The organism is Paraburkholderia diazotrophica (genome assembly GCF_038900755.1).
In the GTDB taxonomy this organism is placed as follows: Bacteria; Pseudomonadota; Gammaproteobacteria; order Burkholderiales; family Burkholderiaceae; genus Paraburkholderia; species Paraburkholderia diazotrophica_A.
This window is the reverse complement of the sequence record NZ_JBBPEN010000003.1, coordinates 512,879-539,435: the sequence shown is the minus strand read 5'-3', so window position 1 is coordinate 539,435 and position 26,557 is coordinate 512,879. Positions and strand designations below refer to the sequence as shown.

General features: G+C 65.7%; 21 protein-coding genes, 1 pseudogene and 3 riboswitches. Of the genes and pseudogenes, 11 read left to right on the top strand and 11 right to left on the bottom strand.

Translation table 11 applies throughout. The features are described from left to right. Position 1: 1 nt before the first annotated feature. From AABE10_RS12395 to cbiE, 3 genes are read right to left on the bottom strand one after another with little or no spacing between them, the layout of a single operon-like run. On the bottom strand, positions 2–745 hold the full coding sequence (locus tag AABE10_RS12395; RefSeq protein WP_342933533.1) for a cobalt-precorrin-6A reductase: 744 nt from the start codon (positions 743–745) through the stop codon (positions 2–4). Beyond that, on the bottom strand, positions 742–1,833 hold the full coding sequence (locus AABE10_RS12390) for a cobalt-precorrin-5B (C(1))-methyltransferase (protein WP_342933532.1): 1,092 nt from the start codon (positions 1,831–1,833) through the stop codon (positions 742–744). The genes AABE10_RS12395 and AABE10_RS12390 overlap by 4 nt, the downstream gene beginning before the upstream one ends. Then, positions 1,833–3,062, bottom strand: coding sequence for a precorrin-6y C5,15-methyltransferase (decarboxylating) subunit CbiE (cbiE, locus tag AABE10_RS12385; protein WP_342933531.1), 1,230 nt, complete (start codon positions 3,060–3,062; stop codon positions 1,833–1,835). Before cbiE ends, AABE10_RS12390 begins: the two co-directional genes overlap by 1 nt. Positions 3,063–3,152: 90 nt before the next feature. Beyond that, positions 3,153–3,383, top strand: a riboswitch (cobalamin riboswitch). 89 nt (positions 3,384–3,472) lie between these two features. Between cbiE and cobG the strand changes: the two genes are divergently transcribed. The 5 genes from cobG to AABE10_RS12360 all read left to right on the top strand — a co-directional run bounded on the left by cobG (position 3,473) and on the right by AABE10_RS12360 (position 9,080). Next, positions 3,473–4,879, top strand: a complete 1,407-nt coding sequence (cobG, locus tag AABE10_RS12380; RefSeq protein ID WP_342933530.1) for a precorrin-3B synthase — start codon at positions 3,473–3,475, stop codon at positions 4,877–4,879. After that, positions 4,872–5,498 carry a precorrin-8X methylmutase gene (locus AABE10_RS12375; RefSeq protein WP_342933529.1) on the top strand — a complete coding sequence of 209 codons (627 nt, stop codon included), beginning with the start codon at positions 4,872–4,874 and terminating at the stop codon, positions 5,496–5,498. Before cobG ends, AABE10_RS12375 begins: the two co-directional genes overlap by 8 nt. Then, entirely contained in the window at positions 5,498–6,256 is a 759-nt protein-coding gene (locus tag AABE10_RS12370; RefSeq protein WP_342933855.1) for a precorrin-2 C(20)-methyltransferase, read from the top strand. Before AABE10_RS12375 ends, AABE10_RS12370 begins: the two co-directional genes overlap by 1 nt. After that, positions 6,253–7,992: a precorrin-3B C(17)-methyltransferase gene (gene cobJ / locus AABE10_RS12365; RefSeq protein ID WP_428983303.1), complete on the top strand. Its 1,740-nt coding sequence runs from the start codon at positions 6,253–6,255 to the stop codon at positions 7,990–7,992. The genes AABE10_RS12370 and cobJ overlap by 4 nt, the downstream gene beginning before the upstream one ends. Positions 7,993–8,141: 149 nt before the next feature. Further along, positions 8,142–9,080, top strand: coding sequence for a flagellar brake protein (locus AABE10_RS12360; RefSeq protein WP_342933527.1), 939 nt, complete (start codon positions 8,142–8,144; stop codon positions 9,078–9,080). Between the two features lie 74 nt (positions 9,081–9,154). Here the strand turns inward: AABE10_RS12360 and AABE10_RS12355 are convergent, their stop codons facing one another. The 6 genes and pseudogenes from AABE10_RS12355 to cobW all read right to left on the bottom strand — a co-directional run bounded on the left by AABE10_RS12355 (position 9,155) and on the right by cobW (position 19,368). Continuing rightward, on the bottom strand, positions 9,155–10,162 hold the full coding sequence (locus AABE10_RS12355) for an OmpA family protein (RefSeq protein WP_342933526.1): 1,008 nt from the start codon (positions 10,160–10,162) through the stop codon (positions 9,155–9,157). Positions 10,163–10,212: 50 nt separating this feature from the next. Beyond that, positions 10,213–12,342 (bottom strand): annotated as a pseudogene (locus tag AABE10_RS12350) (YadA family autotransporter adhesin); the annotation flags it as partial. Positions 12,343–12,733: 391 nt separating this feature from the next. Then, positions 12,734–13,378, bottom strand: a complete 645-nt coding sequence (locus AABE10_RS12345; protein WP_342933524.1) for a vWA domain-containing protein — start codon at positions 13,376–13,378, stop codon at positions 12,734–12,736. A gap of 29 nt (positions 13,379–13,407) precedes the next feature. Beyond that, entirely contained in the window at positions 13,408–14,439 is a 1,032-nt protein-coding gene (locus AABE10_RS12340; RefSeq protein WP_342933523.1) for an ATP-binding protein, read from the bottom strand. Next, positions 14,436–18,239, bottom strand: coding sequence for a cobaltochelatase subunit CobN (gene cobN, locus AABE10_RS12335; RefSeq protein WP_342933522.1), 3,804 nt, complete (start codon positions 18,237–18,239; stop codon positions 14,436–14,438). Before cobN ends, AABE10_RS12340 begins: the two co-directional genes overlap by 4 nt. A gap of 10 nt (positions 18,240–18,249) precedes the next feature. After that, a complete protein-coding gene (gene cobW / locus AABE10_RS12330; protein ID WP_342933521.1) occupies positions 18,250–19,368 on the bottom strand; it encodes a cobalamin biosynthesis protein CobW in 1,119 nt (372 codons plus the stop codon). Positions 19,369–19,554: 186 nt separating this feature from the next. Beyond that, positions 19,555–19,842: riboswitch (cobalamin riboswitch) on the bottom strand. A 117-nt stretch (positions 19,843–19,959) separates the two neighbouring features. After that, positions 19,960–20,244, top strand: a riboswitch (cobalamin riboswitch). 199 nt (positions 20,245–20,443) lie between these two features. On the opposite strand from cobW, the gene cobA reads away from it, so the two are divergent. The 5 genes from cobA to bluB are packed head-to-tail and all read left to right on the top strand — an operon-like array spanning position 20,444 to position 24,225. Next, a complete protein-coding gene (gene cobA, locus AABE10_RS12325; RefSeq protein WP_342933520.1) occupies positions 20,444–21,190 on the top strand; it encodes a uroporphyrinogen-III C-methyltransferase in 747 nt (248 codons plus the stop codon). Continuing rightward, positions 21,187–21,621 (top strand): cobalamin biosynthesis protein, encoded by a 435-nt coding sequence (locus tag AABE10_RS12320; protein WP_342933519.1) that lies wholly within the window; start codon positions 21,187–21,189, stop codon positions 21,619–21,621. The genes cobA and AABE10_RS12320 overlap by 4 nt, the downstream gene beginning before the upstream one ends. Beyond that, on the top strand, positions 21,618–22,220 hold the full coding sequence (cobO, locus tag AABE10_RS12315) for a cob(I)yrinic acid a,c-diamide adenosyltransferase (RefSeq protein WP_342933518.1): 603 nt from the start codon (positions 21,618–21,620) through the stop codon (positions 22,218–22,220). The genes AABE10_RS12320 and cobO overlap by 4 nt, the downstream gene beginning before the upstream one ends. A gap of 3 nt (positions 22,221–22,223) precedes the next feature. Next, complete coding sequence (locus tag AABE10_RS12310; protein ID WP_342933517.1) at positions 22,224–23,528, top strand: cobyrinate a,c-diamide synthase; 1,305 nt, start codon at positions 22,224–22,226, stop codon at positions 23,526–23,528. Further along, the gene (gene bluB / locus AABE10_RS12305; RefSeq protein WP_342933516.1) at positions 23,512–24,225 is read left to right on the top strand and encodes a 5,6-dimethylbenzimidazole synthase; all 714 of its coding nucleotides are present in this window, start codon (positions 23,512–23,514) and stop codon (positions 24,223–24,225) included. The genes AABE10_RS12310 and bluB overlap by 17 nt, the downstream gene beginning before the upstream one ends. A gap of 8 nt (positions 24,226–24,233) precedes the next feature. On the opposite strand, the gene AABE10_RS12300 is transcribed toward bluB, so the two are convergent. Beyond that, positions 24,234–24,917, bottom strand: coding sequence for a response regulator transcription factor (locus AABE10_RS12300; RefSeq protein WP_342933515.1), 684 nt, complete (start codon positions 24,915–24,917; stop codon positions 24,234–24,236). Between the two features lie 50 nt (positions 24,918–24,967). Between AABE10_RS12300 and AABE10_RS12295 the strand changes: the two genes are divergently transcribed. Then, the gene (locus AABE10_RS12295) at positions 24,968–25,243 is read left to right on the top strand and encodes a hypothetical protein (protein WP_342933514.1); all 276 of its coding nucleotides are present in this window, start codon (positions 24,968–24,970) and stop codon (positions 25,241–25,243) included. A 455-nt stretch (positions 25,244–25,698) separates the two neighbouring features. On the opposite strand, the gene AABE10_RS12290 is transcribed toward AABE10_RS12295, so the two are convergent. Next, positions 25,699–26,493, bottom strand: coding sequence for a DeoR/GlpR family DNA-binding transcription regulator (locus AABE10_RS12290; protein ID WP_342933513.1), 795 nt, complete (start codon positions 26,491–26,493; stop codon positions 25,699–25,701). Positions 26,494–26,557: the final 64 nt, after the last annotated feature.

The following is a 26,557-nucleotide window of genomic DNA, read 5'->3' as shown; positions in this document are numbered from 1 at the left end:
TTCACTGCACTCCCTCTTCTTCGTTCAATGCGCGCAGCACTTGCTGCGGGCTGTCGAATTCGCGATCGAACGCACCAACGACTTCGGGCAGCAACGGACGCCGCGTCATGACGACGGGCACTTTCCGCTCGCGCGCGACATCGAGCTTGGCGCGCGTCGCGTCGCCGCCGCTGTTCTTCGTCACCAGCACGTCGATCGCGTTCAGCGCGAACAATGCGCGCTCGCCGTCGATATCGAATGGACCGCGCGCGTCGATGATGCGCGCGCGCTCGTTGCCCGGATGCGCGTCGAGGCAACGCACGAGCCAGAACTGATGTGGGGGAATCTCGTCGAGATGCGCAAGCGGCTCGCGCCCCGATGTGAACAGCACACGTTTGAACGGACGGATCGCGTCGACGATCCCGTTCCATTCGTCGACCATGCGCCAGTCGTCGCCCGCTTGCGGCGTCCAGCCCGCACGGCGCAACGCCCAGCGCGGCACATTCGTGTCGCGGCATGCAGCAGCCGCATTCGCGCTGATCCGCGCAGCGTACGGATGCGTCGCGTCGATCACGAGTCCGATGCCTTCATCGACGATATAGCGCGCGAGACCAACGCTTCCGCCATATCCGCCGACGCGCACCGCGCATGCGAGGCTTTCGGGCACGCGTCCGAGCCCGGCGAGGCTATAGACATGTCGAGGTCCAAGCTGACGCGCGATCTGCAGCGCGTCGCCCGTGCCGCCGAGCAATAACACGCGCTTCATCGCGCCGCTCCGACGATGTTGCCCTTGCGGTCGATCGCGAACATTTCGACGGCAACCGTCGCGGGTACGATCTCGCGCGCGACGTCGCGCGCACGCGCGCACACGATGTCGCCGAGCGGCACGCCCTTTTCGAGCGCCATCGCAAGCGCCTCCTGGCTCGTATTCGCGCCGACGATCGCGGCCTGCAACGCGGCGTCGCTGGCGTCGTGCCCGGCAGACCACGCGGCGAGCAGCGGCAAGTCGATGCTCGAATTGCGGCTATGCAGATCGAGATGCCCCGCAGCCAGCTTGCTCAGCTTGCCGAAGCCGCCGCACATGCTGAGCGTGTCGACGGGCGCGCGCTTCAGATGCTTGAGCACCGCGCCCGCGAAGTCGCCCATTTCGATCAGCGCGATATCGGGTAGCCGGTAGTACGCGCGCATCGCGTCTTCGCTCGCGTTGCCCGTGCATGCGGCGATATGCGTGTAGCCGTTCGCGCGAGCGACATCGATGCCCTGATGGATCGACGCGATATACGCCGAGCACGAGAACGGCCGCACGATGCCCGTGGTGCCGAGTATCGACAGCCCGCCGACGATGCCGAGACGCGGGTTCATCGTCTTTTGCGCGAGCGCCTCGCCGTTCTCGACGCCGACCGCCACTTCGAAGCCGCCTGCATAGCCATGCTCGGCGGCGAGATCGGCGAGATGAGCGGTCATCATCTGGCGCGGCACAGGATTGATCGCCGGCTCGCCGACGGCAAGCGTGAGGCCCGCGCGCGTCACCGTGCCGACGCCCGGCGCCGCGTGAAAGCGCACGCCCGGCGTGTCGCTCAGACGCACGCGCGCGAACACGACGGCGCCGTGCGTGACGTCGGGATCATCGCCCGCGTCCTTCACGGTGCCCGCCTCCGCGCCGTCTTCCGTCAAGCGGCAAAACACGAGCGTCATCGGCACGTGCTGGCCCTTCGGCAAGACGATCTCCGCGACGTCGCTGGCGATGCCCGTGAGCAGCAGGCGCGCCGCCGCCAGCGAGGTCGCCGTCGCGCAGCTTCCCGTCGTGTAGCCGCTGCGCAGCGGCGCGGGTTGTTCGGGTGTTTCGTCGCGCATCACGGTTTGCGGGTGTCGAGTAGCGTGACGGGAAGCGCGGGACGCCACGTCTCGAAGCCGCCGAGCGGCTGCGCCTCGGCCAGCGCGATACGCGTGAGCGTGCCGCCGTGCCGTGCACGCCACGCGGCGAGCGCCGCTTCGCCTTCGAGCGTGACGGCATTCGCGACCAGCCGGCCGCCGCTTTTCAGCGCGCGCCAGCATGCGTCGAGCACGCCATCGGCCGTCACGCCGCCGCCGATGAAGATCGCGTCCGGTTCGGGCAGCCCATGCAACGCATCGGGCGCGTTGCCCGCGATCAACTGAAGCGCCGGCACGCCGAGTGCATCGCGATTGTGCTCGATGAAGCGCTGACGCTCGCCGTTCGCTTCGATCGCGACTGCGCGGCATGTCGGATGCGCGCGCATCCATTCGATGCCGATCGATCCGCAGCCCGCGCCGACGTCCCATAGCAGTTCGCCGGGCGCAGGCGCGAGCCGGCCGAGCGTCAGCGCGCGAACGTCGCGCTTGGTCAGCTGGCCGTCGTGGCGATAGGCGTCGTCGGGCAGTCCGGGCGTGAGCGCAAGCCGCGGCGCCGACGCGTCGCGCCGGCATTCGAGCGCGATGATGTTCAGCGCCACCGTTTCATTCATTTGCCAAGACGCGGCCCGCGCGTCGATCAGACGTTCGGATGCGCCGCCCAGATGCTCGAGCACGACCATGCGCGTCGCGCCGAAGCCGCGCTCGGTGAGCCGCGCGGCGACGGCGGCGGGCGTCGCGCCGTCGGCGCTCAGCACGAACACGCGCGCGCCGTCGTGCAGATGCACGTGCAACGCGGCGAGCGGCCGCCCGACGAGCGAGACCGTCGCGACGTCCTGCAGCGCCCAGCCCAGCCGCGCGGCAGCCAGCGACACGGACGACGGCGCAGGCAGCACGCGCAATTCGTCGGCGGGAAGATGGCGCGCAAGCGTCGCGCCGACCCCGTAGAACATCGGATCGCCGCTTGCGAGCACGCATACGCGCGCAGCGCGTGCATCGCGCGCATCGTGTGCATTACGCTGCGCGAGCACGGCTTCGATATCGAACGGACGCGGCCACGGCTCGCGCCGCGCGGACAGGCAAACGGGCAGCATCGCCAGATGGCGCTCGCCGCCGTAGATCACCGACGCGTCGATCAGCGCGCGCCGCGCCGCCTTTCCCAGACCGGCAAAACCGTCATCGCCCATTCCCACTACGGTCAGCCAGGCCGGCATGCATCTTTCCTCATCGGATATCGGATTGCAGATAACGCTGCGGCGAGCCCCATTCAAGGGCCACCGCATCGTTGTGCTGTTCGAAAAAAGGCATAATACCCGCTCGCCGGTGCCTTTCGGGGCCTAAGAGGGAACACGTCATCGTGACTGCCCCCGCAACTGTATGCAGCGAGTCCACGCCAATTTGCGCCACTGGTATCGCCGGGAAGGCCGGCGTGGATGCCGAACTGCTAGTGCAACGGTGTTGCATGGGACCAGAGTAAGGCGCTAAAGCGCCAACTCTGGTCGACACAGGAAACCTGCCGGCCAACGTGTTCGTGCCAGCCAACATCGGGCGGGGTGTACCGATGCCGAGCCGCTCTCCCTTCGAGATGCCCGGGGCCGTCGCGCGACGCTAACCCGGTGACGTCTTGAGCCACGCTGATCTTTCGTCCAATGCCAGCCGCTTGCGCCCTTCGGCCTGTCCGGGGCTGCTGCGCATCGTGCCCGCGCTCGATGGCGGCATCTGCCGCGTGAAGCTCGCGCGCGGCGAACTGAGCGCGGCGCGGACGCTGGCGATCGCCGATGCAATCGACGAACACGCGTGCGGCATCGTTGACATCACGAATCGCGCGAATCTGCAATTGCGCGGCGTGAAGCGCGGACATGAAGAACCGCTGATCGCGGCGCTGCTCCGCGCAGGACTCGGGCCTTCGGGTCCGCAAGACGCCACGCACGCCTTCGCTGACGATGTGCGCAACCTGATGGTCAGCCCGACAGCGGGCCGCGATGCGGGCGCATTGATCGACACGTCCCCACTCGCGGACGATATTCTGACTCGCCTGCAAAGCGATAAACGCTTCGCGGCGCTGTCGCCGAAATTCGCGCTGCTTCTGGATGGCGGCGAGCGTCTCGCGATGCTCGACCATCCGCACGACATCTGGTTTTCAGCGATGCGCGATCCGAAGCGCGACGACGTGCTGTTCGCGTTCGGCCTCGCGGGCTGCCCGCCTGTCGCCGAAAAGCACGCTGGCGCAATCGCAGCCGTCGCGGCTTCGAATGTTGCCGCGTTGACGCACGCGCTCGTGCACACGTTTCTCGATCTTGCCGCGCCCGAACATACTCGCATGCGCGATCTGCTGGCTGTGCATTCCGTCGAACGCGTGCTTGCGCATGTCGAAAGCAAGATGGGGATTGCGCTGGCGCGCGATGTGTCGATCGAGCGATGGCGCCGCGCGCCCGCCGATCCGTCGCTGCGGCTCGGCGCGCACCGGCAGCACGACGAACGGCGATCGCATGTCGGCGGGCAGCCTGTGCTGGGACGCATGGATAGCGCGACGCTGCGCGGCCTCGCGCGGCTCGTAGCGGACAACGACGGCGCGACACTGCGCATGACGCCGTGGCAAGGCGTATTGCTGACCGATATCGATACGACGAAGGTCGCGCCTACGTTGCAGGCGCTCGACGCGCTCGGCCTCGCGTGCGACGCACACAATCCGTTGACCCGCGTGATCGCGTGCGCGGGCTCGGCGGGCTGCGCGAAGAGTCTCGCCGATACGAAAGCCGACGCATCGAAGCTCGCCGCGTGGCTGCCAGCGGATGCGCAAGTCCATCTGAGCGGCTGCCCGCGTTCATGCGCGGCCGCGCATCGCGCGCCTTATACATTGCTCGCCGTGGCGCCCGGCCGCTACGATCTGTACCGCACCCGCGACCCGCGCGATCCGACGGGCTTCGGCCACTGTCTCGCGCGCGGTCTGACGATCGACGAAGCCGCCGGCATGCTGAACCATGCCGCTCTTCCATCGATCCCATCCTTTGACGAGCCATCCGATGCCTGACTACCTCCGCGACGGACAAGCCATCTATCGCCAGTCGTTCGCGACGATACGCGCGGAAGCCGACCTGTCGCGCATTCCCGCCGACCTCGAAAAACTCGCCGTGCGCGTGGTCCACGCGTGCGGCATGGTCGACGTCGTCGACGACCTGCGCTTTTCGGAAGGCGCAGGACGCGCCGGACGCCATGCGCTCGCAAACGGCGCGCCCATCCTCTGCGACGCACGCATGGTCGCCGAAGGCATCACTCGCGCGCGCCTGCCCGCGCGCAACGAAGTGATCTGCACGCTCGCCGATCCCCGCGTGCCGACGCTCGCACGCGAGCTGGGCAACACGCGCTCGGCGGCGGCGCTCGAACTGTGGCGACCGCAACTCGAAGGCAGCGTCGTCGCGATCGGCAATGCGCCGACGTCGCTCTTCTATCTACTCGACATGCTCGACGCGGGCGCGCCCCGCCCCGCGCTGGTTCTCGGCTTCCCCGTCGGCTTCGTCGGCGCGGCCGAATCGAAGGCAATGCTCGCCGCCGATAGCCGCGGCGTGCCGTTCGTCGCCGTGCAAGGCCGCCGAGGCGGCAGTGCGATGGCGGCGGCGGCCGTGAACGCGCTCGCATCGGAGGACGAATGATGGCGGAGCAGTCGAACGGCACGCGCGGACGTCTCTTCGGGCTGGGCGTCGGTCCCGGCGACCCCGAGCTGATCACGGTGAAGGCGCTGCGTCTCTTGAAGTCGGCGCACGTGGTCGCGTACTTCGTCGCGAAGGGCAAGAAAGGCAACGCGTTCTCGATCATCGAGTCGCATCTGTCGAGCGGGCAGCAGCAGTTGCCGCTCGTCTACCCGGTGACGACAGAAGCGCTCGAGCCGCCGCTGTCGTACGAGGCGATCATCGCGGACTTCTACGACACGGCGGCGGAAGTGGTCGCCGCTCATCTCGACGCGGGCCGCGACGTGGCCGTGATCTGCGAAGGCGATCCGTTCTTCTACGGCTCTTACATGTATCTGCACGACCGGCTCGCGAACCGGCTGGCTCCGCGCTTCGATGCCGAAGTGGTGCCCGGCGTGTGCTCGATGCTCGGCGGCGTGGCCGTGCTCGGCCAGCCACTCGTGTATCGCAACCAGACGCTCTGCGTGCTGTCGGGCGTGCTGCCCGAGGACGAACTCAAGCGCCGTCTCGCCGATGCCGACGCCGCCGTCGTGATGAAGCTCGGCCGCAATTTCGACAAGGTGCGCCGCGTGCTCGACGAGCTCGGCCTCGCTGAGCGCGCGCTCTACATCGAACGCGCGACGATGGCCAATCAGCGCATCGTGCCGCTCGCCGAAGTCGATCCGATGGCGTCGCCGTATTTCTCGCTGCTCGTCGTGCCGGGGGAAAAATGGCAAGGATGACGACACCGCCCGCGATCGTGATACTCGGCGTCGGCGCGCTCGCGACGGCGCGGCGCATACGGTCGGTTTGTCCGGGCGCGAGCGTGCATGGGCTGCAAGGACGCGTCGCCGATGCCGATGCGGACGTCGCCTTCACCGAACTCGCCGCGCATCTGCGCGATCTGTATGCGAGCGGCACCCCGATCGTCGCGTTGTGCGCGGCGGGCATCGTGATCCGCTGCATCGCGCCGCTGCTCGCGAACAAGGGCAGCGAGCCACCCGTGCTCGCCGTCGCGGAGGATGGCAGCGCCGTCGTGCCGCTGCTCGGCGGTCTATCGGGCGTCAACGCGATGGCGCGCGAAATCGCGGCCGCGCTCGATGTAAAGCCTGCGATCACGACGAGCGGCGAGCTGCGCTTCGGCGCGTGCGTGCTGAATCCGCCCGATGGCTACACGCTCGCGAGCATCGATCAGGGCAAGCGCTTCGTATCCGATCTGCTGGCGGGCGAAGCGACGCGCGTCGAGGGCGACGCGCCGTGGCTCGACGACGTGCAACTGCCGCATGCCGACGATGCGCAACGCGCGATCCGTGTGACGCCTCTCGCATGGAACGGCGCGACGGACGAACTGGTCATTCATCCGCGCAGCGTCGTGGTCGCGGTCGGCGAGACTCGCGATGAACTCGACGAACGGCTGCATGAACAGATACTCGAAGCGGCGCGCGAGCGCGGCCTTGCCGCGCAGGCGCTCGCCGTGCTGCTCGCGCCGGCAGCCCGCATCGGCGATGCGGCGCTTCAGCAGGCCGCCGAAGCGTTGCAGATCCCGTTGCGCTTTGCCGACGGCGATGCGTCATCCGATCCGGTGCGGCTGCTGCACAAGACCTTGCGCGTGCCGCACAAAACACTCGACGACGGCGACCGCTCGACCATCACATTCGCGATCGCGCACGCGCCCGTCGATCCCGCGACGATCGGCCGCGCGCGCGGCAAGCTGAGTGTGATCGGGCTCGGACCCGGCGATGCATCGCTGAGGGTGCCCGCCGCGCGCGCGGCGCTCGCGCAGGCCACCGACATCCTCGGCTACGAAACCTATGTGCAGATGGCCGGCCCGTTTCGTGCGGACCAGCGCGTGCACGGCACCGACAATCGCGAGGAAATGCAGCGCGCCCGTCACGCGTTCGAGCTGGCAAGCGCAGGGCGGCATGTTGCGATGGTGTCGTCCGGCGATCCTGGCGTGTTCGCGATGGCGGCCGCCGTGCTCGAAGCGCTCGACGCGGCGCATGACCCGGCATGGGCCGCCGTCGAGCTGGAGATCGTGCCCGGCGTATCGGCCGCGCTCGCCACGGCCGCGCAGGCGGGCGCGCCGCTCGGCCACGACTTCTGCATGCTGTCGCTGTCCGACAATCTGAAACCGTGGTCCGTCATCGAAATGCGTCTGCGGCATGCCGCCGAAGCCGATCTCGTGATGGCGCTCTATAACCCGATTTCGCGCGCGCGTCCGTGGCAACTCGACAAGGCGCTTGAAATCGTGCGCGATTTTCGCGAACCGCAAACGATTGTCGTGCTCGGCCGCGATATTGGCCGTCCGGGCGCGGCGCTCAAAACCACGACACTCGCTGAACTGAAATCCGCCGACGTCGACATGCGCACGATGGTGATAATCGGTTCGTCGATGACACGCGCCTTTCGCCCCGCCGACACGGCCCGCGAATGGGTTTATACGCCGCGCTGGTATAAAAGCGCCGATTTTAACGTTTAAATCGTTTTAAACCTGGCGCTTCCCGATCCGATAAATCGATTGAATACGTAATTGAAAGCCGGATCGGTCGAGCGCTAAAAAATAAATTAAAGTTTTTCTAAAAGACGACGTTACACTGGTTATCTCGTCCAACGCTTTCATTCGCCATCATGCACACCAGTGAAGACGCTGTCGATGCACGCGCGAGCCTGCCTGCGACGTCTCGTTCCCTTGCGCCCGAGGCCGTGCCCGTAGGCGTGCCGCTCGATTTCCCGATTGTCGACAGCGACGACACGCTGCTGTTCGAGCGCGGCGCGATCGTGATCGGCGCGGACGAGCACCGCTTTCTCTTTCAGCATTTCAGCCCGCAGCGCGGCGACGTCGATGCGCGTTCGCCGGACTCGGCGGCGGAATCCGCTGGCAAATCGGGCGACGTCGAAACGCTCAAGGACATGCATCTGGCGATCGGCGCGCTGATCGGCGTGCGCTCGCAGGTCGGCATGGGCGCGCCGATGCATCCGTCGCGCATCATCGGCTTTGCGCCGAACGAGTCGCTGTTCGTCACGCCGCCGCTCGTCGACGGCAAGCCGATGACGCTGTCCGTCGGCGAGAACGTCGAGATCATTGCAATCGCGAGCCAGGCCGTGTTCCGCTTCGTGTGCACTGTCGACTCCGTGTGCGTGGTGCCCTTCCACTATCTCGTGCTGTCGAAGCCCGGCGTGGTCCGCCGGCTGCGCGAACGCAAGTCGATCCGCGTACGCGCAAGCCTGCCGCTGCGCTTCGGCATCGACGCGGAAGGCACCGGCTACGAAAGCCTCGGCCTCGTGCAGAGCGTGAGCGCAATGGGCATGTCGTTCGTCGCGCCGTGGAAAGTCGGCGAAGTCGGCAAGTGCATTCGCGTGGCGTTCCGGCTGTGCTCGAAGGACATGGACACGTCGATCGAAGCAAAGGCGGTCATCCGCAACGTGCAGCAAGGTTCGAGGCCCGGCGATCCGACGACGCACGGCATCGAGTTCGAAGAGCTCGATCAGGTCGAGCAGATGGCGCTGAAGGTCTACGTGTTCGACCGGATCGACGATGTGATCTTCTGGACGAGCGGACCGAAGTAAGCGCGCGTTTTTTACGGCGTAAATAAAGCGGCCCGGTCATTCGCATGACCGGGCCGCTTGACTTTTGCGGGACGTTACTGCTGTTGCGGTTGCTGCGGCTGGACCTGCGGCTCCAGGCGCTGCGCGGCGGCCGGCTGCGCAATCCGCGCGCTCACGCGGACCTCGACGCGCCGGTTCGGCGCGAGACACGCGATCACGGCGAACGTCTTCGGTCCCGGACACGTCGCGACGGGCGCCGTCGAGCCCGCGCCGCGCACGTCGAGGCGCGCGGCGCTCACGCCACGTTGCTTCAGCGCATCGGCGACCGATTGCGCGCGACGCGACGACAGATCGCGGTTGTGCTCGACGGTGCCGAAGCGGTCCGTGTAGCCCGTCAGCGTGACGGCATCGATCGAGCGCGCCTGCTTCAACTTCGACGCAAGTTCGTCGAGCGCGGCGTTGCCGTTGTGCGTCAGCGTCGCGCTGTCGAAATCGAACAGCGCGTCGGTGGACAGCGCAGCGGGCTTATCGGCTGCCGTCGGAACGAAGACGGGCGGCGGCGCGCAGTGGTTCAGCTCATCGTCGACCTGCTCGCTCAGCTTCTTCGCGCGCTCGATCGATTCCCAGCCGTGCACCCAGCGCGTGCCGTGCGTTTCGTCCTGCTCTTTCCAGACTTCGTCGGTGAGCGCAAGCAGCCGCCCCGCCGACTCGCCCTTGCAGGACGACGCCGAAGCGCGCGCATTGGTCGCTTCGATTGCGCGGATTGCCTGAACCCAGTTCTCGCGCGTCGGCCAGTTCTTCGCACTGGACAACGGCTGCCGCTGCCCGCTGCCGTCGATCAGATAGCGTGCGTTGACGAGCGCGCGTTTCGCAGCGTCGTTGTAGACGTTAGACACGAGCACATGACTGTCCTGACGTTCGGCGATTTCCAGGTAGGCTTCCGCGACGCCGCGCCGGTACGGATCGGCGAGGCGCTGCGCGGCGGGCATCAATGCCTCGGCCTCGCTGCTGATGCTCGCCGCGAACGCCGGCGCGGCAAGGCTCGCGGCGAACGTCGCGGCCAGCGCAACGAGCGCTGCGCTGCGTAGTATTGGTTTTTTCATAGATTTCTCCGCGCCCGTCACGCTGTTCGCACGGCGGGCGTGCCTCGCGCTCAGAACCCGATCGTCGCGCCGATGGATGCGCCCGTGCTTGCGCTGTTACCCGTCGCCCGCGTGACGTGCGCGTTCAGGAGCACGCGGTCGTTGACCCAGAAGTTCGCGCCGATCGCAAGCGCGGCAGCACCGCCATAGGTGCCCGCCGCAGCCGACATCTGGAAGTTGCCTTCCGCACGCGCATTCGGAATCAGCGATGTCGCTGCCATGGCCGCCGCGCCCAGCGAGTTCATCTTGTTGTTCATCTTGCTGAACTGCTGGTCCGTGTACGCGTTCGCCGCCTGCACCGCCTGGCTGCCCATCTGCGAGAGCATGTCGTTGACCTGGCCGAAGTTCACTGCGTCGCCGGGCGCCGTGCCCGCGGCAACGTTGGTGATGCGGCGCTGCTGCGAAGCCGAGCCGACGGACACGGTGTTGTCCTGATCGGCAACGGAGCCCGCGCCCAGCGCCACCGCGTTGTTGCCGCTGGCCGTGGCGTTCGCGCCGATCGCCGTTGCCGTCGGACCGCTCGCGGCCGCGTTCGCGCCCGTCGCGATTGAGTTGTCGCCGCTTGCCTTCGCATTGAAGCCCGTCGCAATCGACTGGCTGCCGCTCGCATTCGCGGTCGGGCCCATTGCCGTCGCGTGCGTGCCGCTTGCCGCCGCTGCCTCGGTGTTGCGGTCGCCGTCTGCCGTGAACATCGGATCGACTGCGTTGTTCGCGAGGTTCGTCACGTTCTGGATGGCCGCATTCAGCTGGTTGACGTTGACGGCATCCGTGCCCGCCGTGCCGGCCGCCACGTTGGCGATCTGGCGTTCATTGCCCGCCGAGCCGACCGACACCGTGTTGTCGCGATCCGCGATCGAACCCGAACCCAGCGCGACCGAGTTCGTCGCCGTGGCCGTCGACGCGTTGCCGAGCGCCACCGAATTCGATCCAGCCGCCGTCGATTGACTGCCGACTGCCACCGCGCTCGCCGCCGTCGCTGTCGCCGCGCCGCCGATGGCCACAGCGTCCGTGCCCGTCGCCGACGAGTCGGCCTGAGTCGAGTTCGCGTGGAAGTACTTGATGCCGCCACCGTTGACGATGTTCGTCACCGCGTTGTCGATGTTGGTCACGCGGCCGTCGAGATTGGTGATCGCGGCGCCGACGTTGCTCACTGTCGTGTTGCCGCCGTCGAGCACGTAGGTCGGCGCGGAGATCGTGCCCGTCGCCGCGTCGAAGGCGGAGCCGCCGCCGAGCGCCGTTGCCGTCGAGTTGGCCGCGTTGTACAGCTGCGAGCCGTTCACTGCGTCCGTGCTCGACGCGCTCACGTCGCCGTTGAGCAGCCCTGTCAACCTGCGCGCGCCCGCCGTGCCCGTGAAATCAACCAGCGTGCCGCCCGTGTTCTTCGCCACCGTCACCGTCGCCGACGAATTAGCCTGCTGCACCAGACCTATCGAGCCGTTGTTGATCTGCGTCGTGAGGTTACTGATGTCCGTCGTGTTCTGCGTCACGCGGCCATCGAGATTGGTGATCGCGGCGCCCACGCTGGTCACCGTCGTGCTGCCGTCGTTCAGCACGTAGGTCGGCGCGGAAATCGTGCCCGTCGTGGAGTCGAAGGTCGAGCCGCCGCCGATTGCGTTAGCCGTCGAGTTCGCGAGGTTGTAAAGCTGCGAGCCGTTCACGGCATCGGCGCTGGACGCGTTGACGTCGCCAGCAGCGAGATTCGTGATCTTGTTCGCGTTCATGTTCACGGTGTTCAGCATGCTGATGCCCGCCGCGCCCTTCAACTCGAGCAACCCCGTCTGATAACCGGTAACGCGGGCCGTCGATGTCGAAAAACCATACGACCCATTGGTGTCGCCCGTATTGTTCAGCGTGAACGAAAGCGGGTTGCCGCCGGTAACGGTGCAGTCCAGGTTGTTCACGTTCGTCGCGTACCCGTACGAAGAACCCGTCCCTCCCGAAGCGAGTCCCGGGCACAGCTCGAGCGAGCCGTATCCAGGCGTGACGGCTGCATGGGCACCGCTCGCCGCAATCATCAAGCCTGCGCCGACGACGCCAACGACGGCCGCCAGACTCTTCTTCGACGTCCCCTTGCCACGTGCAGCGGCATTCTCCTGTGCGGCGGCCCACGCACCCGTCTTTTCGTTCCACACTGTCCGATAAACTCTATTCATTTGTCATCCTAACTTTTCTAAAAATGTTCAGCTTCAATCCGGCGATCGGCTCAGATATCGGAATGATTTCCGCTTTCTGGTGGCGCTTCGAATGCGGGAAAAGGCAACGTCTGCACGTCGACATCTTTCGCGCGTCGAAGACAATCCACGTCCAATCGACGGGTTAGCAGCGTCGGCAAGTTATGCGAAACGACAAGGTCGCTGAATAGGAACAGTCTTATTTAGATTTTTGCCACTCATAGTTCGAAACATCCCTACATATGCCTTCGAAAAAGGCTCGAAAAGGGATGGCAATAACTCGAACCGATGTGAGCGCCGGGCCGGAATGTGTCGCGCAATCTTGCGATTGCGGCAGTGCTTTTGAACGCGATCAGCGCGATTACCTTGCGGCGATCAACCCGTCAGGGCGCACGTACTCGACGCCCCATGCTTGCGCGAGTTGCGCGCAGCGACCGAGCCGCACCGTCTCGTCGCGTTCGAAGTCGACGAAGACGACATGATCCGCAGCAACGGGCCGCGCAGGCGTACCGCTGCTGCGGCCGTCCGTGAGAATCCACAGCCAGCGCTGCTGGCCGGGCTTGCGGCGTGCCGCGCGTTCGAGCACCTGCGCCGCCGTTTCGGTGCCGAGCGTCAAAGGCGTGCCGCCACCACCGACGATAGGCAACAGCCACCGCTCGTTCCACCAGCGCGGCACGGCGGGATGAAAGCGCACGTCGGCACGTTGCCCGCCGAAACACACGAGCGCCGCCTCCGATCGCTCGGCGCGCGCCTGATCGAAGAGCGCAACGAGCAGCCCCTTGGCGAGCGCAAGCCTTTGCCCCGAGAGCATCGAGCCGGAGCAATCGAGCAGGAAGCAATGCAGCGCGCCGCCATGTGCCGCTTCACGAACGAAGCGCAGATGATCCGCATGCAAGCGTTGATTGCGCTTCGCGGCAAGCGTGCGAGGCCACGCGATGCGCGTGCCGGCCGAGCCGTCTTGCGATGCATCGCCTGCGCCTTGCCGCCATCGAAAACCGCTACGCATTGCGCGCGCGGCCGCGCCCTTCCGATGGCTCAGTGTTTTTTTGTCGGAAGCGGAATGACCTGCTTGACGTGCGTGACGCCCGTCCGTTCGGGCGGAAGATAACCGTAATCGCTTTCCGTGGAGACATTCGCGCTATCGGATGAAGACGGCTGTCGATCGGAAGACGCGGTCTCCTGAGCCTGCCCGTTCTCGTCGTCATGCAAGCGCCGCCGATGCAGCAACACCGATTCAGCGACGCGATCGACATGCTCGAGCGTCACTGCACCCGCGCCTTCGAACGCGGCGAGCGCGCGCGCCGCGCGCAACATCACGAGATCCGCGCGCAATCCATCGACGCCCGCAGCGATGCACAATGAGCTGACATGCGCGTGCACGGCATCGTCGAATGACAGGCGCGTCAAAGACGCGCGTGCATCGCGTATGCGCGCGACGAGCGCTTCCTGCTGTTCGACATGAGCCGCGCGAAAACCGAAGGGATCGAGATCGAACGCGAGCCGTGCCTTGACGATGTCCTGGCGCGTCTGCGGCTCGTAGCAGTTTTCCAGCTCGACCATCAGGCCGAAGCGGTCCGTCAATTGCGGACGCAACTCGCCCTCTTCCGGATTCATCGTGCCGATCAGCACGAAGCTCGCATCGTGCGTGTGCGAAACACCATCGCGTTCGACCGTGTTCACGCCGCTCGACGCGGCATCGAGCAGCGCATCGACGAGCGCATCCGGCAGCAGGTTCACTTCGTCGACATACAGCACGCCGCGATGCGCGCTCGCCAGCAGCCCCGGCGAAAAGCGCACGGACGCATCGCGCAGCGCCGCTTCGATATCGAGCGTGCCGATCAGCCGGTCCTCGCTTGCGCCGAGCGGCAGCGTCACGAAGCGGCCTTCGGGCAGCAGCTCGGCGAGCGCACGCGCCGCCGTCGATTTGGCCGTGCCGCGCGGTCCGCTGACCAGCACGCCGCCGATGCCCGGATCGACGGCTGCGAGCAACAACGCCTGTCGCAACGGCGCCTGGCCGATCAACGCGGAAAACGGAAACACGGCCGGCGTCGCGCGGGTCTCGCTCATGATCGTGATCCTTCGATGTGCTGTTCGCTATCCAGCAGATGTTGTTCGATTTGCGCGCGATAGGCGCCGGGCTGCTGCCAGAGTCCGCGCTGCATCGCTTCGACGAGCCGCTCGCAGACGGCATGCAGCGCATGCGGATTGTGCCGGCGCATGAACTCGCGCGTATCGATGTCGTTCAGATACGCATCGGCGACGAGCGCATATTGGTGATCGGCGACCACGCGTGCCGTCGCATCGTAGCCGTAGAGATAATCGACCGTCGCGGCGATTTCGGCCGCGCCCTTGTAGCCGTGGCGCTTCACGCCGTCGAGCCACTTCGGATTCACCACGCGCGAACGGATCACGCGCGCAATCTCTTCGTGCAGCGTGCGAACGCGCGGCGCATCCGGGTTGCTGTGATCCGCGTGATAGACGTGCGGCTGATTGCCCGCAAAATGCCGCACGGCCGCGGTCATGCCGCCCTGGAACTGGTAGTAGTCGTTCGAATCGAGCACGTCGTGCTCGCGGTTGTCCTGATTCTGCAAGACGACATCCATCGCTGCAAGCCGCGTGCCGAATGCGTGTCGCGCCTCTTCGCCCGCGCTCTTCTGCGTGTACGCGTAGCCGCCCCACGACAGATATGCATTCGCGAGATCGGCGTCCGTCTGCCATTGCCGTGTGTCGATGATTTCGTGCAAGCCCGCGCCATACGCGCCGGGCCGCGCGCTGAACACGCGAAAGCCCGCGCGCCTGCGTGCTTCATCCGGCGCGACGCCGCGCGCGATCCACGCATCGCGCTCGCGCATCACGCGCGCGCGAACAGGGTTGACGTCCTCGGGCTCGTCGAGCGCCGCGACGGCCTGCACGGCCGCATCGAACAGATGCATCAGGTTCGCGAATGCATCGCGGAAGAAGCCCGACACGCGCAACGTCACGTCGATGCGCGGACGATCGAACGCCGCGATCGGCATGATCTCGAAGTCGGTCACGCGATGGCTGCCCGGCGCCCACTTGGGCCGCACGCCGAGCAGCGCGAGCGCTTGCGCGATATCGTCGCCGCCCGTGCGCATCGTCGCCGTGCCCCACACGGACAGGCCGATTGCGCGCGGATAGTCGCCGTGCTCCTGCAAGTGACGCTCGATCAGCGTCTGCGCCGACTTCAGTCCCAGCGACCACGCGGCTTGCGTCGGGATCGCGCGCGTGTCGACGGAATAGAAGTTGCGCCCCGTCGGCAGCACGTCCGGGCGTCCGCGCGACGGCGAGCCGCTCGGGCCGGGCGGCACGAAACGCCCTTCGAGCCCGCGCTTCAGATGCATCAGTTCGTGCGCGCCGCATGCGTCGAGACGCGGCAGGATATCGGTGCGCAAGCGTTCCAGCACGCGCGCAGCATGCGGCAGTGCATCGGCATCGAGTTGCATGCGCGAACCACAAGGCAGTCCGCACATATCGTCGAGCAAACACGATGCGAGCAGTTCGAGCCGTTCGCGCGTGTCGCCGTTGTGACGCCACGGCGCATCGCTGACCTGTTCCAGCAATGCAGGACGCGGCCCTTCCCACGCAGCCGACCAGTCCGCCAACAACGGATCGAAGACGCGATCGACGTGCAGATCGCGAGCGAGCGCATCGATGAGCCCCGCCTTCGCGCCCTGTCCATCGCCAACGGGAAAGCGCGCGAGCGCGAGCAGCGTATCGCGCCGCTGCACGCCCTGAGGCGACTCGCCGAACGTATGCAAGCCGTCGCGTATCTGCGCTTCCTTCAGCTCGCACAGCCATGCATCGACGCGCGTGAGCAGCGCATCTTCCGCGTCCGCATCGTCCGGCGCATCGAGGCTCAGTTCTTCATGCAACCGATGCGTGACGATCGTATCGAGGATAGTCTTGCGCAACAGCTTCGCGCGCCGTGGATCGACCATCAGCGCGTCATAGTATTCGTCGACCTGGCGCTCGAGGTCTTGCAGCGGCCCGTAGTTTTCGGCACGCGTGAGAGGCGGCATCAGATGATCGACGATCACGGCCTGCGCGCGGCGCTTGGCCTGGCTGCCCTCGCCCGGATCGTTGACGATGAACGGATAAAGATGCGGCAGCGGCCCGAGAATCGCATCGGGCCAGCACGCATCGCTCAGCGCGACGCTCTTGCCCGGCAGCCATTCGAGATTGCCATGTTTGCCGACGTGCACGACGGCATCGATACCGAACTGATGACGAAGCCAGAAATAGAACGCGAGATACGCATGCGGCGGCACCAGCTCGGCATCGTGATAGCTCGCGTAGTCGTTCTGCTCGCGCGAGCGCGGCGGCTGGATGCCGACGAACACATGCCCGCAGCGCCAGCCCGCAATCATGAAGCGTCCGCGCCGCAAGGTCGGATCACATTCGGGCGGACCCCATTTCGCGTTCAGCGCCTCGCGCAGCGATTGAGGCAGACGCGCGAAGTGCGTGACGTAATCGCTCAACGCGAGGCTCTGCAATGCGGGCCGCAGATCGCGCACGACGGGATCGTTGGTCACACCTTGCGTCAGCGTGCTCATCAACGCGTCGCCGTTCGCAGGCACGTCGTCGATGCGATAGCCCTCGTCGCGCAGCATCTTCAGGATGTTCACGACTGACGCAGGCGTATCCAGTCCCACGCCGTTGCCGATGCGCCCCTCGCTCATCGGATAGTTCGCGAGGATCAGCGCGAGCCTTTTGTCGGCGTTCGGCGTGCAGCGCAGCTTGCACCAGCGCTCGCTCAATTCGGCGACGAACGCCACGCGCTCGTGATCCGGCTGATAGCGAACGACGTCCACTTGCGTATGCGGACAGCGATACGCCAGGCCCTTGAAACTGATTGCGCGCGAGATGATGCGGCCGTCCACTTCGGGCAGCGCGACATGCATCGCGATATCGCGGGAATTGAGGCCGTGGTTGTCCTTCACCCAGTCTTCGCGGTTGCCGCCGCTCAGGATCACCTGCATCACGGGCGCGTCGCCCGCCAGCGCGAGCGGCTCGGGATCGTCGATTGCGGAGGCCGCGAACGCCGTCGTGTTCAGCACGAGCGCGATGTCGTGCTGCGCGGCGAGTCGTTGCACGACGTCGCGGCTGATCGCATCCTTGAGCGACGTGATCGCGACCGGCAACGCGTTCATGCCGCGCGCTTCGAGCGCGTCGATCAGCGCATCGAACACGGCCGTGTTGGCCGCCTGCAAATGCGCCTTGTAGAACAGGACCGCGACGACGGGCGCGCCCTGCGTCCAGCGCGCCTGCCAGTCTTCGATGGTCGCCGCGTCGCGCGCGGGATGATACAGCGCGACCGCGGGCAACGGGCTCGGCAGCGCAGGCTCGTCGCCCCAGCCGAGCGCGCGCCACGCGATGCAGCGCATGAACGACTCGGCATTGCGCGCGCCGCCCTCGCGCAGATAGCGCCACAATCGATGACACAAGTCCGCATCCGCCGTGCTGCGCGCGAGCAGATTCGGGTCCTCCTGCAAGTCGCCGGAAAACATCGCGAGCGTCTGCCTGTTGCGCTGCGCGAGCGCGACGACCTGCTCGATCCCATACGGCCAGTACGATTCGCCGCCCAGATGATCGACGACGACGACGCGCGCATGCTGCAACACATCGTCGATATAGAAATCGACGGAAGCCGGCTGCCGCAGATACGTGACATTCGCGAGCCGCACGCCCGGAAAGCCATCGCCAAGACGCGGCACGACGCTCGCGAGCAGCGACAGCGTCGTGTCCGCGGAACTGAGGATCACGATATCCGCGGGCTGCTGGTCGATACGGATGACGCCCTTCGTATCGTCGACAAAACCGCCAGGGACAGTGCGCAGCAGATGCATCGCGCCGCCTTCAGGCCTGTTGCGCCTGGGCGTTCGCGACGTCGTTCAACGCTTCGTCAAGCGCGCGCTGCAACGCACGCTGATCGAGATCCGCGCCGATCAGAACGAAGCGGCTGAGCGCAGAGCCGGAAGATGCGTCGATTTCGCCCGCCTGCCAGCGCCGGTCGAAGTAGCTGTCGAAGCGCCGCCCCACGCCTTGAATGACGAGACGCATCGCCGCGCCCGGCAACGCTGCAAAACCCTTCACGCGATAGATCGTGTGTCCTTCGACCACTTGCCTGAGCGCCGCGATCATCGTGTCGCGCGACGATGCGTGCGCCGTCACGACGACGGAGTCGAACTCGTCGTGATGATGATCGGCGTGATCGGGATCGTCGGCGGAACCGTGATGATCGCGCCGCAGATGAATCGTTTCTTCCGACGCGGATTCGAGCCCGAGCAGCGCGTGCAGATCGAGTTGCGCCATGTGTGCACGCACCACTTTCACCTGAGGCGGTATCTCTTCGCGCAGCGTCGATTCGACGGCGGCCTGCTGCGCTTCGTCGAGCAGATCGGTCTTGTTGAGGATCACGAGATCGGCCGCCGACAACTGGTCTTCGAACAGTTCGTGCAGCGGCGATTCGTGATCGAGATTGGGATCGGCCTTGCGCAACTGGTCGACGGCGGCGGGATCGTCGGCGAACTGACCGCTCGCGACGGCGGGACCGTCGACCACGGTGACGACGGCATCGACGGTGAAGCTGTTCTTGATCGACGGCCAGTTGAATGCCTGCACGAGCGGCTTCGGCAACGCAAGACCCGACGTTTCGATCAGCACGTGATCGATCTGGCCGCGCCGCTCGACGAGCTGTTCCATCACGGGAAAGAACTCTTCCTGCACGGTGCAGCACAGGCAACCGTTGGCGAGCTCGTATAGCTGGCCTTCCGTTTCGTTGCCGTTCTCGTCGCAACCGATACCGCATCCCTTCAGGATTTCGCCGTCGATGCCGAGCTCGCCGAACTCGTTGACGATGACCGCGATGCGCAGGCCGCCCGCGTGCTGAAGAATGTGACGCATCAACGTGGTCTTGCCGCTGCCGAGAAAGCCTGTGACGATCGTCACGGGAATCTTGCGCATCTGTGTCTGCATGATGGCTCCGTAGCCCGATGTGTGGATGGGCGGCTCTGGAATCGCAACGCTGCGAGCGATGCGAGTCAACGTGATGCACGGGGACGGAAAACGGCGCCGCAAACGCTTCGCAGCCAGGAGAGGCGAGCGCGAAACGGGCACGCGGCGCGTGCGGAAAACGTGAACGCAGCGCCGCATCCCCGCAGCATTGCGTCGTTTTCTCGGGCCGGTATCCGGGCTGATGAAAGCGCCGCCTCTCCTTCCCGCGCGAGCGTTTTCGCGCAGTGGATGATCTGCATGGGCCACTGTTGGACGCACATGCAGCGAGACGGCTCCGCATCGACTTCGCGATGCCTTCACCTACCGTTGCGGGGAGCAGCATAGTTTGGCCCTGTGACGACTCGAGGCAACATGAGCGACACGAGGGGCCGGCTATTTCCCGTTTAACTGCGCGAGCAGAAAGCGCGCGCGAGCACCAGAGTGCGTGCGAGTTTAGGCTCGCACGCGAGGAGCGTCAAGAATAGAGGCGGAGTGCTTTCTTCGCATGCGTTGTAGCGTGCCGATCGACGAAACCCGAGGAAACCCCGCAGCGACGTTCAAGACAGGCTGTGCTATCGTATGCGCGCGTCTGGTGCCGTGCCTGCGCTCGCTTGCACGGTTAAACGGGAAACAGGGAAGCGCGTCTTTTGTACGGCACGTGTGTGTGGCGCACGTGTTTGGCACATGTCGTGCGGCGAATGAAGTGCTCAGCCTGTGCTGTCCCCGCAACGGTCACGCGGCGAGCGGAAGATATGACTTCCGCGCAGTGCGTTCAAGGCCACTGCCTGCATCATGCAAGTGGGAAGGCGAACGCGATGAGCCGCCAGCCCGGATACCGGCCAGATGCAAGGGGGCGACGGGACGGACGAAACCGATCGGACGAAACCAGTCGCCATTCGCTGGAGCCGCGGGAAACGGACGCCAGCGCCCACGCGCGACGTGCTGCCTGTACGCCTCTTTATAAGCCGGCTTCAGGCTATGGCGCCGCGCATCAGATGCAGCATCGCATGACCCACATTTCTTCAAGGCCCGCCCACGCAGCGGCGCTCCATTCGCGATGAGCCGCGCCTGGCTGATCGGCGCCGGTCCCGGCGACGTCGAACTGCTGACGCTCAAGGCCGTCCGCGCGCTCGCGCAGGCCGACGTCGTGCTCGTCGACGATCTCGTGAATCCCGAAGTCCTGCAATTCGCGCGCGACGATGCGCTGATCGTCCACGTCGGCAAGCGTGGCGGCCATGCATCGACGCCGCAGTCCGCGATCGTCGCGACGATGCTCGATCACTTGCGCGCGGGACGCGGCGTCGCGCGTCTGAAGGGCGGCGATCCGTTTGTGTTCGGACGCGGCGGCGAAGAGCAGCAGGCGTTGCGGGCGGCGGGAATACACGTCGAGATCGTCAGTGGAATCACGGCGGGCATCGCCGCGCCCGCGACAATCGGCATTCCTGTCACGCATCGCGATTACGCGCAGGGCGTGATCTTCGTCACGGGCCACGGCGCGGGCGAGCACGAAGCCGACTGGCACGCGCTCGCCGCCACGCGGATGACGCTCGTGATCTACATGGGCATGCGCCGCCTGAACGACATCGTTCACGCGCTGCTGCGCGCCGGCATGTCGCCGGATACGCCGTGCGCCGCGATCGAATCGGCGACGCGGCCCGAGCAGCGTCACGTATGCGCGGCGTTGCGCGATCTCACGATGCGGGTCGCGGATGCGGGGCTGGGCTCGCCTTCGATCGTCGTGATCGGCGGCGTCGCGTCGCTGGCTGCGCCCGTCGATGCATACATTCAGCACGCGTCGTCATGACGGGAATCATCGTGGGCATCGGTTGCCGGCGCGGCGTGTCGGCCGAACAGATCGAAGCGGCCGTGCGCGATGCGCTCGGCGATATGCTGCCGTTCGAAGCGCTCGATGCCGTCGCAACCGTCGACATGAAAGCCGACGAAGCCGGCCTCGTTGCGTTCTGCGCGCGTCACGCGTTGCCGTTGCGCACGTTCACGCGCGAACAGATCGCCGCGCTCGACGCACGCACAGATGCATCGCAAGCCGCGCGCAATCACATGGGCGTCGATGGCGTCTGCGAACCGTGCGCGCTGCTCGCGACGCAAAACGGACGGCTGCTCGTGCGCAAACGCGCGCGCGACGGCGTCACGGTCGCGATCGCGTGCTCCGCCAATCACATCAGCGCCATGCATCAGCACTCAAACGACACACACCGAACGAAGGACAATCGATGAAGACCGATCCCGAATCGCACGCACGCATGACGCAGCGCCGCCGCGAAGGCCACGAGAAGAAGCAGGCGCAGGCGACCATCGAAAAAGGCCTGCTGATCGTCTACACGGGCACGGGCAAGGGCAAGTCCACGGCTGCGTTCGGCATGGCCGTGCGCGTGCTCGGCCACGGCATGAAGCTTGGCGTCGTACAGTTCATCAAGGGCGCGCTGCATACGTCGGAGCGCGACTTTCTCGGCGCGCAGTCGAACTGCGATTTCGTCACGATGGGCGATGGCTACACCTGGAACACGCAGGACCGCGAAGCCGACATCGCGACGGCACGCAAAGGCTGGAACGAGGCGCGCCGCATGATTGAAAGCGGCGAGTATCAGATGGTGATTCTCGACGAGCTGAACACCGTGCTGAAATACGAATATCTGCCGCTCGATGAAGTGCTGAGCGTCGTCAACGCGCGGCCCGAGATGCTGCACGTCGTCATCACGGGGCGCCACGCGCCCGACGCGCTGATCGACGCCGCCGATCTCGTCACCGAAATGCGCCTCGTCAAGCATCCGTATCGCGAGCAGCACGTGAAGGCGCAGCGCGGCGTGGAGTTCTGAACGATGCCCGCGTGCTCCGCTCTCTTCATCAGCGCGCCGGCGTCGGGCCAGGGCAAGACGACGATTACGGCTGCGCTCGCGCGGCATCATCGGCGGATGGGGCGCGACGTGCGCGTGTTCAAGACGGGCCCGGACTTCCTCGACCCGATGATCCTCGCGCGCGCGAGCGGCGCGAGCGTGCTGTCGCTGGATCTGTGGATGGTCGGCGAACGCGCATGTCGTTCGCTGCTCGCCGAAGCGGCGCGCGACGCGGATCTGATCCTGATCGAAGGCGTGATGGGTCTCTTCGACGGCACGCCGAGCAGCGCCGATCTCGCCGCGACATTCAACGTGCCCGTCGCCGCCGTGATTTCAGCGAAAGCGATGGCGCAGACCTTCGGTGCGGTCGCTTTCGGTCTCGCGCGCTTTCGGCCAGACGTGCCGTTTCATGGCGTGTTCGCGAACCGGGTCGGCTCCGCGCGTCACGCGCAGATGCTCGAAGAGTCGTTGCCCGCCGACCTGAAAATGCTCGGCTATCTGTCGAGCAGCGATGCGATCGAATTGCCCGATCGGCATTTGGGCTTGCTTCAAGCTGAGGAGATCGACGATCTCGACACACGGCTCGATCAAGCAGCCGATGCGCTGGCATCGACGGCACTCGCGCAACTGCCGCCTGTCGTGACATTCGACGAGCCCGCGCACGAAGCGCCGTTGCCGCGGCTGCTCGACGGCATGCACATCGCCGTCGCGCGCGATGCCGCATTCGCGTTCATCTATCCGGCGAATGTGCAGCTTCTCGAAGCGCTGGGCGCGCGCGTCACGTATTTCTCGCCGCTCGCCGACGAGCCCGTTCCCGTCGATGCGAGCGCGCTCTATCTGCCGGGCGGCTATCCTGAACTGCATGCGTCCGCGCTTGCAGCCAATGCGCGCAGCGCTGCATCCGTCCGCGCGCACGCCGCCGCGAACAAGACCATCGTCGCCGAATGCGGCGGCATGCTGTATCTGCTCGACAGCATGACCGACACGCAAGGTGTCACGACGCCAATGCTCGGCCTGCTGCCCGGTCATGCCGCGATGCAGACGCGTTTCACCGCGCTCGGCATGCAGCAGATCGACGACGGTGCACACGGCACGCTGACGGGCCACACGTTTCACTACTCGCGCGTGAGCACGCCGCTCGCGCCCGTGCGTTACGCGACGCGCGCGCAGTCCGACGCGCACGGCGAAGCCGTCTATCGGCAGGGTTCGATCGTCGCCACTTACATGCACGGCTACTGGCCGTCCAACCCAGCCTTCGCGGCTGCCCTCTTCGATGGCCGAGCCTTTTGACGACGCCGAACGCGCGGCGGTCTACCGCGCGATCTACGAGCGGCGCGACATGCGCCACTTCGTGCCCACGCCCGTCGATCCCGCCGTGCTCGCGCGCCTCGTCGACGCCGCGCATCACGCGCCGAGCGTCGGCTATATGCAGCCGTGGCGGATCGGGCGCATCACCGATCCCGCGCTTCGGCAGAAGCTGCATGCCGCCGTCGAACGCGAGCGCGTGCTGACGGCCGATGCGCTCGGCAAGCGGCGCGACGAGTTCATGAAGCTGAAGGTCGAAGGCATGCTCGAGTGCGGCGAACTGCTCGTCATGGCGCTGATGGACGGCCGCGAGAAGCACATCTTCGGACGGCGCACGCTGCCGGAAATGGATCTGGCTTCAGTGGCGTGCGCGATCCAGAATATGTGGCTCGCCGCGCGCGCCGAAGGGCTCGGAATGGGCTGGGTGTCGCTGTTCGATGCCGACGAGGTGCGCGCGATGCTCGCCATGCCGGAGGGCGCGCGGCCCGTCGCCATTCTGTGTCTCGGTCATGTGGAGTGTTTCTATCCGCAGCCGATGCTCGAATCGGAAGGCTGGGCGAAACGCATGCCGCTCGATGCGTGTCTCTTCGAGAACACGTGGCACGATCAGCAATCCGCTTGCGAAGAAGCGCCGTCGATGCGGCAACAGGCATGCGACGCTGCGCGCTCAGGGCCGCGCTGAAGGCCGCTCTACGTGTCGCCATTTTCGATGCGTTCGAGCCGGTAGCCGTAGCCGTAGATCGGCATCAGCCGATAGCCGTTCTCGGGACGCAAGCCGAGCTTCGTGCGCAGCATCGACACGTGCGTGTCCATCGTGCGCGACGGAATGGTCGCCGCCTGTTTCCAGATCGCATCGAGAATATGCGAGCGCGACAGCGGCCGGCTCAGGTGCTTGAAGAGCAGCAGCGCGAGTTCGAATTCCTTGTGCGTGAGCGTGACGGGTTGGCCGCGCACATGAACGCGCTTCGAGCCCGGCTCGAATTCGTATTCGCCGAACACTTCCTTTCCCGCCGCCAGTTTTTGGCCCGTGCCGCGCAGCAGCATGCCGACGCGCGCGAGCAGCGTCGCCGCGCTGATGGGCTTGACGAGACAATCGTCGACATCCGCCAGCGGGTCGGACGTATCGTCCGCGCTCAGCATCAGGAGGACGGACAGACGCTCGACGAGATTCCCGCGGACCCAGTGCAGTACGTCGTCAGCGGGCAGGCCCGGAACATCGCGATCGAGCACGAGCAGATCGAACGGCTGGCTGCGCAGCTGCCCGATCAGCGCCTGTCCGTCCTCGAACGCATGGCAGGCGTGCCCCGCCGCCGATAGCGTCCTGCACACGAATTCGGCTTGCGCCTGTGTCTCCTCCAGAACTGCAATTCTCATAAAACCCCGCAACGCTCAATCGTTGTTTCCGTCCGACCGGGAAATCGTTGATGAAGGACCTCAATCGCCAATATGAAACTGGAATTCCACATTTGCCTGGATCTTCAAGCCTGCATCGATTGCGGACCAATTCCTTCTCATTGGCTGGCAATGCCTTGATAGCCCGATATTGCTTTAATGCCTTCGCACCCTATTACGGCTCGTCGAAAAGCCGGTTTATAAGAGGCGCGAAATCGACTTCTTTCGACCGCCCGCCCTGCGCGAGCGGATTTTTCTTGCGTTTTGCTTTCTGCGCACTGCACGGGCTAATCGCGCCGCCGCCCTGAAACGAGCACCGTTGCTCGTCTTGCGGGTGTGCCACAGCTTTCGGGAGCTGGAAATGACTGGCAGGCGACTGACAACCGGCCGGCGGACGAGGCCACCGGTACATGCGGCACTGCATCACAAACGTCCTTTTGCGGATTTAACATTCGCGCAATAAAGAGTTCGTGCCAGTTACCGAAAAGATTTAACAATTCAAGCGTCGCCGTTGACACTTTCGATTTAAATCGGGGTGAAGATTATTAGAACGAATTCAATCAGTCAATTAGCCTTTCATTTTTCGGCAGCCGGTGAACCAATTCGTTAAATCGGCCGGTCGCGGCGATAAGCGGCTTATCGGCTTCACGGGGCCAAATGCACGAGCCAATGCATGAGCCAATGACAGTCCCTTCGATCCTGTTAGCGGCTTTTGCGGCGCTGCACTTTAGGTCCGCGTGCCGATGCAGCTCGCCGCACCCGGTCAGGTGCAGGCCCCGCCTGCTTCATCCGGCGCAGGCGCCGCGCAGACCGTTTCGACGCCCGCCGCCGCCAGAACCTTCGACAGCGCGCCAGCCGGCGCGACATCGGTGACGAGGATGTCGAGGCCGTCCGGGCCGAATACGTGAGCCAGCGCGCTATGGCCGAACTTCGTGTGGTCGGCCGCGACGACGCGCCGCTCCGCTTGCGAGAACGCCGCGAGCGCAAGCGCGGCATCGGCGGGCTGCGCGTCCATGAAGCGCCCTTTCGCGTCGATGGCCGTCACTGACACGATCGCATATTGCACATGGAATTGCCGGACGAAAGCGAGCGCGCTCTCGCCAACAGCGGACGCATCGTCGGCGCGCAGTTCGCCGCCCGCCATCAGCACGCGATTGCCGTTGCGCGGCGCGAGCAGGCGCGCGATCTCGGCGGAATTGGTGACGACCGTCAGGCGCGAATGAGATTCGAGCGCGTGAGCGATATGCACGCAGGTCGTGCCGCCGTCCAGCAGCAGCGAATCGCCGTCGTCGATCATCTGCGCGATGCGCGCCGCGATCGCGCGCTTGGCGTCGCGCTGCTCGATCATGCGGCGGCGGAACGGCGGCTCGTCCAGTTGCGCGGGCAACATGATGCCGCCATGCACCTTGACCAGCAGCCCTTCGGCGACGAGCGGCTTCAGGTCGCGACGAATCGTTTCATCGGACACGGCGAACGTGTTCGCCAGATCGGTGATCGTGCAGGTCTGTTGCGCGCGAACGAGCCGCAGGATCTCGTTCTGTCGGTGGGTGGCGAACATCGGCAGCGGCGGTTGGAATTTGGCGCGAGTCTAGCAGACATGACTGCCAGATGCCAACACGAAT